Source organism: Phenylobacterium sp. (genome assembly GCF_016793285.1).
In the GTDB taxonomy this organism is placed as follows: Bacteria; Pseudomonadota; Alphaproteobacteria; order Caulobacterales; family Caulobacteraceae; genus Phenylobacterium.
Window position 1 is genome coordinate 24306 of sequence record NZ_JAEUMO010000011.1, and the last position, 7129, is coordinate 31434.

The window sequence follows — 7129 nt, forward strand, 5'->3', positions numbered from 1 at the left end:
CCGCCTACAGCTCGCGGATCACCCGCGGCGCGCCCGCCGCCGACGCCAGGTCGCACTCCAGTTCGACGCCGTGCTCGGGCAGCCAGGCGCCGACCGTGAAGCCGCCCCACGCGCGGACCGACAGCGCCGCCTCGTGGCCGCGGAAGGTGACCTTGATCCGGCTGGGGTTGAAGGTCGGGTGCAGGAAGAACTCGACCGTGTCGGAATAGCTGGGCGGGCGGCTGCGCTCGGCCCGCACGACGAGGTCGACGTCGACCCACGTCGCGTCCGACGCCTCGCGGAACGTCGCGCTCAGGCCATAGCCGCCGGCCGACGCGGCGCCGCCGAAGCGGCCCGCGTTCGGGTCGTCGTACACCGTGACCGGCCGCGCCAGCGCCGGCGCCTCGGGCAGCCGTCCGCTGGGGGAGGCGCCGCCCGATGCGAGCACGGCGGCCGAGCCGTCGATGCTGGCGGCCACGGAGAGCCCGCTCGCGGCCTCGGCCGTGTCGAAGGCCTTCGGCGCGGTGCTGGCCGCGGGGGCCAGCACGCTGACGCCGTTCAGGTCGACCTGGCCGCGGAACACGATGCGCGAGTAGCGGTCGCTGAGGTTGCCGCGGGTGCTGCGATAGGGCTGGAGCGAGCCGGCCCTGCGCAGCTTCGGATCGCTCCGCAGCCACGAGAAGATCGCGCCGGCGCTCCTCTGCAAGGGGACGTCGTCGCGCCACTTGCTGAGCTGCAGCTCGGCGCGCTCGACGAGCGTCCCGTCGAAGTCCCGCAGGGCCGCCAGCCCGCCCAGCATCTCGCCCATGAGCTGGTTTGCATAGGCGAAGTAGGGCGAGCCGAGACTCTGGGCGGCCAGCAGGGCGTTCAGCGCGTCGTTCGCCGCGGCCTTGCGGCTCACCCCGGACTGCGCCGACATGAGGTGGTGGCGGGCGAGGACGACGTGGGTGTCGGACGCCCAGGGATAGCGGTCGGCCAGCATGGGCCCCCAGTCCGCCGGGCTGTCGCCGAACACCGCCGGGAAGCGGACCGCCAGCAGCGCCGCGATCATCGCCGCCCACGGGTCCTCGCCGTCGCCCTCCACGAACCGCCCGATGGAGCCGCCGCCCAGGATGTCGCGGAAGACGGCCACGGCCTCGTCCTCGACCCCCGCATGCAGCGCGCGCAGGAGGGCCCGCCGCTCCGGATCCAGCGGCGTCACCTGGATCGCGACGTCCGGCGTCACCAGCGGCGAATTCTGGAACGCGACCCGCGTGCCGCCGACGAACAGCGGGATCATCATCCGCTCGACCCGCACGCCCTCCAGCGCCGCGGAGAGACGGATGCGCGGATTGCGCGCGACCGCGTCGCGCGGCGGGGCGATCAGCAGGTTCAGTCCGCCGCCCGTCGCGAATTCGATCGTCGGCTCGGTCTCGAAATAGGGCCGCCAGCCGCCGAAGGCGTTCAGCTTCTCGTCCTGCGCCAGGCCGATCGTCAGCACCCGCGCCGAGGTGACCGACGGCGTCGGCGCGGGCTCGGTGCGCACCGCCAGCCGTTCGCGCGCCGGCTGCGACGGCTCGTGCTTCCTCGATCGGTGCAGGCGCTCGGCCGCTTCCCGCGGATCCTCGATCCCCTGGAAGGTCGCCGCCGCCCCGCCGGCCGCCAGCGCGGAATACAGCGGCGCGGCCACGACGTTGGGGAGGTCCGGCTTCACCTCGAAGACGAACGACTGCGGCCGCATCCCGGCGGGGGTGATCTCGACGCTGTAGAGACCCGGCGCGCAGTCCTCGAGCTCCAGGCCCCGGGTGTTGGGCGTCGCCACCCATTCCGAGACCACGCCGCTCTCGTTCTCGATGGTCACACGGCCGACCGACAGGTCCGCGGGCGCCGCGAAGCTCAGGCTGGTCTTCATGGGATCGGGATCCGCTGGTCGAAGATCGGGCAGTCCGGGTTGAACATCTCCTGATGGAAGACGCCGTTGCCGTCGTCGGCGACGGCGAAGTGCGGGTACTTGCTGGCCGGGACCCAGGCGATCCAGGCGGTCGCCGCGCGCGCCTCGCGCGACCGCACGCAGGGATCGCCGCGATTGGGATTGGCGAAGATCCGCAGGTCGAAACCGGCGATCTTGTCGGCCGGGTCGGTGAACACGCGCACGGGCACCTCCGGGGCGTCCGGCCGCACGATCGCATGGACTTCGTTGGGCAGCGCCGTCTGCGTCGGGTCGAACGGCAGCGGATCGTCGCCGTCGCCCCAGTCGTAGGTCCCGTAGAGCAGCTTGATGTCCTGGTAGAGCGGGCCCGGATGGACGATCCACTGCCCGCGCTCGTAGCGGACCGCCGCGCCGTCCAGCGCCGTGCAGAGCGTCTGCGTGAACCGGCCCAGCCGGACGCCGGGCACATCGTCCGACACGCCGTCGTAGGTCTTCATCCCCGCGGCCGTCGCGCTCAGCATGAACACCTTCTCGCGCGACGGGAGGAAGGGGTCCTGCGCCTTGATGATCCGGGCGAACCAGCTCGTCTTGGACAGCTCCAGCTTCGGCGAGAATTCCTGGCAGGCGTCGAGGAAGAAGAAGGCCGACCTGATCTCGTCCAGTTGCTTGAACGCGCTCGCCGTCTCGCCGACGTTGAAGAAGCCGCCCCAGGGATCGTCTTCGTTGGTGTTCAGGTCCTGGAGGAACAGCACCGGATCGGCGCCCCAGCGCGCGCCGTGGCCGCAACCGTAGAACAGCGCCGTGTCCCCGGGCCGCGCCTTCAGGCGGCCGACCCAGGCCTTGCCCCGCGCCTTCACGTTCTCGACGGTCGGCGGCTGGACCGCGGCGGCGGGCGCGTTGGCCCAGGCGTAGGGCGTCGCGCCTGCCGGATGCGCCGCGTCGCCGATCAGCACCTCCAGCGTCGCCAGCGGGGCGCCCAGCTTGTCCTTGTTCTCGATCAGCCAGTCGCACATCCGCTTGGCGCTGTCGGCGGCGCTGGCGACGTCGGGCACCGCGCGCAGGTCCTTGTTCACCCCCTTGCCCGGCTTCGCGTCCGGATAGGCGCCGACGCCGACGACGAAGGCATGGGTGACGGGTACGCCGTCGCCCAGGTCACGCTCGAAGATCAGGGTCATTGCGGCTTCGGGACCAGCCCGAGATCCTCCAGCCGCTTGCGGGCGCGGGCGTAGAACTGCGGGCGCTTGAAATAGGTCGTGTGGGCCGAGAGCAGCCCCGTCACGGAATCGAACTTGAAGTCGCTGGCGTCGGCGAACATCGGCGTCACCGGGAAGCCGAATACGTCGATGGGGTCGAAGACGTTGTGCCAGGCCGCCACCGACGCCGGCCGCGGCGTCGAGGCCGCGCCGGCCGGGCGCTTGAAGTCGAACAGCCGCATCTCCTCGAAGAACCCGGGCTGCGACCCCACCGTCAGCAGGAGATCCACCTTCAGGTCGGCCGGAAGACCCGATCCGGCCGGCGACGACAGCAGGTCGTAGAGGATCACCCCGCCCAGGCTGTGCCCCACCAGGACCAGTTTGTCGTTGGCCGCCTTCGCGTCGGCGTGCGCGGCCTCGATGTCGGCCACGACGCGCTCGCGGATCCTGCCGCGGGTTCCGACGGCCTGTGCGTCGTCGGCCTTCAGGTAGACGAAGATGTCGCCGAGGAAGCGCCCGACGAGCGGGTTCAGGTCGTCCCGGAAGGCGTTCGACACCCCCGTCGAGACGGTGTTGCGGGCGCGGTCCGCCAGGGCCGCGACGGCGCGCTTCAGCTTGTCTCCGATCGCGCCGTAGCTTCCGCTGGCGCCCATCGCCCCGAGATTGAGCACCAGCTCCTCGTCGGTCGCCGAGTCCGGAACGGCGGGCGCAGCCTCGCCGGCCAGGCCGCGGACCACCGCGCGGAAGGCGCGGATGTCGTCGTCGGTCAGGTCCTCGTTGCGCCGGTCGGCGCGGTCGACGGCCGTCGCGTAGATGGCGTCGATGGCGGCGCGGGGATCGGCCCTGGTCAGCTCCGCCATGGCGGCGCCCTGCACCTCGAAGTCCTGGGCGGGCGCGAGGGCGGCGTAGGAGGAGCCCACCCTGTCCCCTTCGAACGACGCCCCCTTGTTCGCCATCTCCGGCACCAGGTCGCCCCAGCGCGGCGCGCGGATGTTCAGCGCCGGGTTGGCGCCGCGGAACAGCACCTCCTTGAACAGCTTGTCCCGGTTCTTTTCTTCCTGGTCGTAGGCCGGGCTGGTGCGTGTCGCCACGCCATGCACGAACACCATCTGGACCATCGCCACCCTCCCAGAACGCCGGTCGCGAACAGTGACTCCATCGCACGGGGCGAGCAACTGTTGGTTGCACCAGATACACGGCGCCAGCAGGCCGGCGCGGGCCGCCCCCGGCCCGACCTCCGGGGCCGTCTAGCCGGCGAACCCCAGCTCCGGCTGGCTCACCGCATGGGCCTCCTCGGGCAGGTGGCAGGTGAAGGTGGCGCCGGCGCCGGGTTCGCTCTCCAGGGCCACCCAGCCGCCGTGCAGCTCGGTCAGCGCCTTCACCAGCGCCAGGCCCAGGCCCGGCCCGCCGCGCTCGCGGCCGATGAAGCGGTCGAAGATGTGCGCCTGGACGTGGAAGGGGATGCCGCGCCCCGTGTCCGACACCTGAAGCTGCACCTCGCCCAGCGCCTTGCGCGCCGCGACCGTCACCGTCCCGCCGGCCGGCGTCTGGCCGATGGCGTTCTCCATCAGGTGGTCGAGGATCTGGCTCAGGCGGCGGCGGTCGCCGCGGATCACGCCCACGTCGTCGGGACGTTCCAGCACGATGGAGACCTTGTTGGGCTCGGCCTCGCCGCGCCAGCGCGCCGCCACCTCGATCAGCAGGTCGGCCACGTTCACCGGCCCCAGGTCCAGCGCCATCTCGTCGGCGTCGATCTGGGCCATGTCGAGCACGTCGTCGATCGAGCGGGCGAGTTGGGTGGCCGCCGACTTCACCGCCGCGGCGTACCCGCGGGCCCGGTCCGAGACGCCGTCGCCCGAATGCTCCAGCAGTTCGGAGTAGCCGATGATCGTGGTGAGCGGGGTGCGCAGCTCGTACGAGACGTTGCCCACGAAGTCGCGCTTGAGCCGCTCGGTCTCCGACAGCGCCGCCTCGCGGTCGGCCAGCGCGCTCTGCAGCTGGCGCGCGTCGGTGACGTCGGTGAAGGCGATCAGCGTCGCGCCGTCCGGCAGCGGCCGGGTGCGGTACTCGACGATCCGGTTGTCCGAAGTGGGCGCCTCGCCGTTGATGGCCATGCGCGCGGTCGGGTCGGGGTCGGCGACGCGCCCCTTCAGCTCCTTCCAGAACGTCATGTCGTGCAGCTTGTGGACACAGAGGTCGACCACGCCCTCGAAGTCGCCGGCCGCCTCCAGTTGCAGCGGCGTGATGTTCCAGAACCGCTCGAAGCTCTCGTTGTGCAGGCGGAGCAGCCCATCCGAGCCGAACACCGCCACCGCGTCCGACAGCTTGTCGAGCGTCGCCTGCTGCACCTGCACCAGGGCGCTGAACTGGGCCTTCATCCGCAGCTCGCCGGTGATGTCGGAGAACAGCAGCAGGAGGCCGCCCATCGGGTGCGGCTGGCGCACGACGCGCAGGGTGCGGCCGTCGGGGGTCGACCACATCTCGTCGGGCGCGGCCTCCAGTTGCTCGTAGCGGCCGAGCTCGGCCGCCTTCCACCTGGCGTAGTCGGCGGTCTCGGGCAGGCGGCGGCGCTGGCGAAGGCGGTCCAGCACCTCCCCGTGCGTCGGCCGCTCGGTGAGCCAGGCCGGCTCCAGGCCCCACAGCTCGGCGAAGGCGGTGTTGTGGAAGCTGAGGCGCTTGGCCTTGTCGAAGACCACCACGGCGTCGTCGATCCGGTTCAGGGTCTCGTCGTGCGCCTCGATGTTGCGCTTGATGTCCTCGCGCGCGTCCTCCAGGTCGGTGAGGTCGTCGGTCCAGACGCCGACGCCGCCGCCCTCCAGGGGCTGGGCGCAGATGTGGAAGGCGCGGCGGCGCCCGTCCAGCGACAGCCAGCGCACCGCGTCGCGCCGCTGGCCCATGTTGGCCGCCTCGGACGCGATCGCGTCGGCCCCGCGGTCGAAGGCGGCGCCGCGCGCGGCGGCCTCGTCCAGCGAGCCGGCGTCGACCGCCTTCAGCCAGGCCGCGTTGACCCAGACCGGCGAGCCGTCGGCGGCGGCGATCCAGGCCGGCGTCGCGCGGCTGTCCAGGAAGGCCGCGAACCGCGGCGCGGTCGGCAGCCCCTGATCCTCGCCCAGCACCGCCGAGACGCGGAGCCACGCCAGCGCGCCGGCGGCGCGGCCCTCGACGGTCACCACGCCGGCCGGGCCCTTCACCTCGAAGGCGCAGGCCTCGCCGCGCTCGAACAGGCCGCGCAGGCGCCGCGCGTGGTCGGGGTCGGCGCGCATCAGGGCGTTCAGCAGGGCCTGCGGCTCGGCCTGCGCCAGGCCCAGCGCCTCGCAGCAGACGCCCAGGCTCTCCCCGCCCGACGCCAGCAGCGCGTGGCCGTCCTCCACCGCCAGCAGGGCGGAATCGAACGCCTCGGCCGAGGCCTGGGCCGTCTCGGCGCCGGCCTCGAGCCCGCGGATGCGCCGGGCGAGTTCGGCCACGCGGCGGTCCGCCACGCGCCGCTGGGCGAAGGCCCACAGCACCGCCGACAGGGCCAGGCTGACCGCGCCCGCAGCGGCCGCGAGGATCAGGTCTTGCGCGCTCATCGTGTCCCGAATCAGTTCTCGCGCAGCTTAGGCCGGGCGTGGCGCGCCGGCACGCGCGCCCGGGTCTCCGGGCCGAGTTCTATCCGCAGGCGTTTTCGGCGAGAATGCGCCCGATGACCGCGATCCTCTATCCGGTGGCCGCCAACGGGGAGCAGGCGCTCTCGCGCCCGCTGGGCCGTGCGGCGCGCCGGAGCGAGGCGGTGCGCCACGCCGGGGCCGGCGTGGCGTTCGCCACCGAGGTCGTCGGCCCGGCGTTCGCGACGCGGGAGGCCGCGCTCGACGCCTGGCGCGGCCGGGTCGAAGACGAGCGGACGGGGGCCGCGCCCGAGGCCGAGCACCGCTACTGCGCCCTCGTCGAGCAGGTGGCCGACGGCGCCGCGCGGCCGCGGCAGGTCCAGCCCACCTACGCCGACGGCCGCCGCTGGCCCGATCCGCCGAAGACGCCCCCCAGGACCGTCTGGCGCCTGGCCGTCTCGTAC

At 72.8% G+C, this 7129-nt stretch carries 4 protein-coding genes and 1 pseudogene; 1 reads left to right on the top strand and 4 read right to left on the bottom strand.

What is annotated here, in order from left to right:
* Positions 1-4: 4 nt before the first annotated feature.
* From JNL41_RS01535 to JNL41_RS01550, 4 genes are all read right to left on the bottom strand, one after another.
* Positions 5-1870, bottom strand: a complete 1866-nt coding sequence (locus JNL41_RS01535; protein ID WP_293472506.1) for a pYEATS domain-containing protein — start codon at positions 1868-1870, stop codon at positions 5-7.
* Positions 1867-3063 carry a caspase family protein gene (locus tag JNL41_RS01540; RefSeq protein WP_293472507.1) on the bottom strand — a complete coding sequence of 399 codons (1197 nt, stop codon included), beginning with the start codon at positions 3061-3063 and terminating at the stop codon, positions 1867-1869. Before JNL41_RS01540 ends, JNL41_RS01535 begins: the two co-directional genes overlap by 4 nt.
* Positions 3060-4199 (bottom strand): hypothetical protein, encoded by a 1140-nt coding sequence (locus tag JNL41_RS01545; RefSeq protein WP_293472508.1) that lies wholly within the window; start codon positions 4197-4199, stop codon positions 3060-3062. The genes JNL41_RS01540 and JNL41_RS01545 overlap by 4 nt, the downstream gene beginning before the upstream one ends.
* Before the next feature lie 129 nt (positions 4200-4328).
* Complete coding sequence (locus tag JNL41_RS01550; RefSeq protein ID WP_293472509.1) at positions 4329-6650, bottom strand: PAS domain-containing sensor histidine kinase; 2322 nt, start codon at positions 6648-6650, stop codon at positions 4329-4331.
* Positions 6651-6763: 113 nt separating this feature from the next.
* Here JNL41_RS01550 and JNL41_RS01555 point away from each other — a divergent pair.
* Positions 6764-7129: pseudogene (locus tag JNL41_RS01555) on the top strand (hypothetical protein); the annotation flags it as partial.